This window comes from Microbispora sp. ATCC PTA-5024 (genome assembly GCF_000511135.2).
GTDB lineage: Bacteria > Actinomycetota > Actinomycetes > Streptosporangiales > Streptosporangiaceae > Microbispora > Microbispora corallina.
On the sequence record NZ_KI866523.1, the window covers coordinates 449,118 to 450,602 of the forward strand.

Sequence of the window (1,485 nt, forward strand, 5' to 3'; positions counted from 1 at the left end):
TGCCGCCTGCACCATCGCCTGATCACATCGATCGACCGGGGGCGGCGTCCGGCCGGACGCCGCCCCCGGGCCTTCCCGGCCCACACCGGCCCTCACCGGTCACACGTCCCAGGTGACCGGAAGGCTCTTCACCCCGTAGATGTCCGCGGTCTCGGGCCGCAGCTCGACCTCCTCGGCCGGCACGGCCAGGCGCAGCGTCGGGAAGCGGTCGAGCAGAGCGGGGAACGCGACCCGCATCTCGACGCGGGCCAGCTGCTGACCCAGGCACTGGTGGATGCCGTGGCCGAAGGCCAGGTGCCCCCCGTTCTCCCTGCGGAGATCGAGTACGTGGGGGTCGGAGAAGCGCTCGGGATCGCGGTTGGCGGTGTTGTACGACAGGATGACCGTCGTGCCGGCCTCGATGGTCTGGCCGCCCAGCTCGACGTCCTCCAGCGCCGTCCTCATGAACGTCTTGGCGACGCTCAGATACCGCAGCAGCTCCTCCACGGCCCGGTCGGTGAGCCCGGGATCGGCACGCCACGCGGCCAGCTGGTCCGGGTTGCGCAGCAGCGCGAAGGTGCCCAGCGCCAGCATGTTCGCGGTGGTGTCGAACCCCGCCGCCAGCAGGATCAGGGCCATCCCTCGCAGCTCCTCGTCGGTCAGGTCGGTGTCCATGAGGTCGCTGAGCACGTCGTCGGTGGGGTTCGCGCGCTTGGCGGCCACCAACTCGGCGAGATACTGCTGGGTCGCGATGTAGGCCGCGATCAGGTCCTCGTCGCTCGTCTCCCCGCCGAGGAACGTGTCGATCTGCTCCTGGAAGCGGCCACGGTCCTCGTACGGGACACCCAGCAGCTCACAGATGACGATGGACGGGATGGGCTTGGCGAACGCGGTCACCAGGTCGGCGCCCGGGCCGGCCTTCTCCATGGCGTCCAGGTGGTCGGCCGTGATCTGCTCGACGCGCTCGGCGAGCAGCCGCATCCGCCGTACGGTGAACTTGCCCACCAGCGGCTTGCGGTAGCGCCCGTGCCGCGGCTCGTCCATGAGGAGGAACTCGCCGGGCGGCGCCGGCGGGACCTCCACGCCGCTGTAGTCGATGAGCGGGTGGTGGAGCATGAGCTCCTTGCGCGAGCTGAACCGCGGGTCCGCGAGGACCGACCGGACCAGGTCGTATCCGGTGATCAGCCAGCCCTGGTGCCCGTCCGGGAAGGGGTAGCGGCTGATGGGGCCGTGCCGGCGGGCGTCGACCAGCTCGTCGGGCGGGTCGAAAGGGCAGCCGGGCCGGCGCGTCGTCGGCAGCGTCGTGACGGTGTGAAGGGATTCACTCATGGCCGTTCCTCGTTCCTCGTTTCGCGATGGTGCGTCTTGGCACAGCTCGACGGCTGCGGTGCGTTCGAATCACTGACCCGCGCATACCCGCGCAGACCCGCCGCGGGTCCCGGGGGTCCGGAGAGGACCCCGCGGTGTCGGGTCAGGCGGCGTCGAGGGCTTCGGTGATCTTGCGGG

General features: G+C 70.6%; 1 protein-coding gene. It reads right to left on the minus strand.

What is annotated here, in order from left to right; genetic code table 11:
• Positions 1-99: 99 nt before the first annotated feature.
• Positions 100-1,308, minus strand: a complete 1,209-nt coding sequence (locus tag MPTA5024_RS14565; RefSeq protein ID WP_036324593.1) for a cytochrome P450 — start codon at positions 1,306-1,308, stop codon at positions 100-102.
• Positions 1,309-1,485 lie beyond the last annotated feature (177 nt).

Bases quoted from the DNA above. Each gene is read 5' to 3' on its own strand.
- MPTA5024_RS14565 (WP_036324593.1), bottom strand. From the start codon at position 1,308: ATGAGTGAATCCCTTCACACCGTCACGACGCTGCCGACGACGCGCCGG.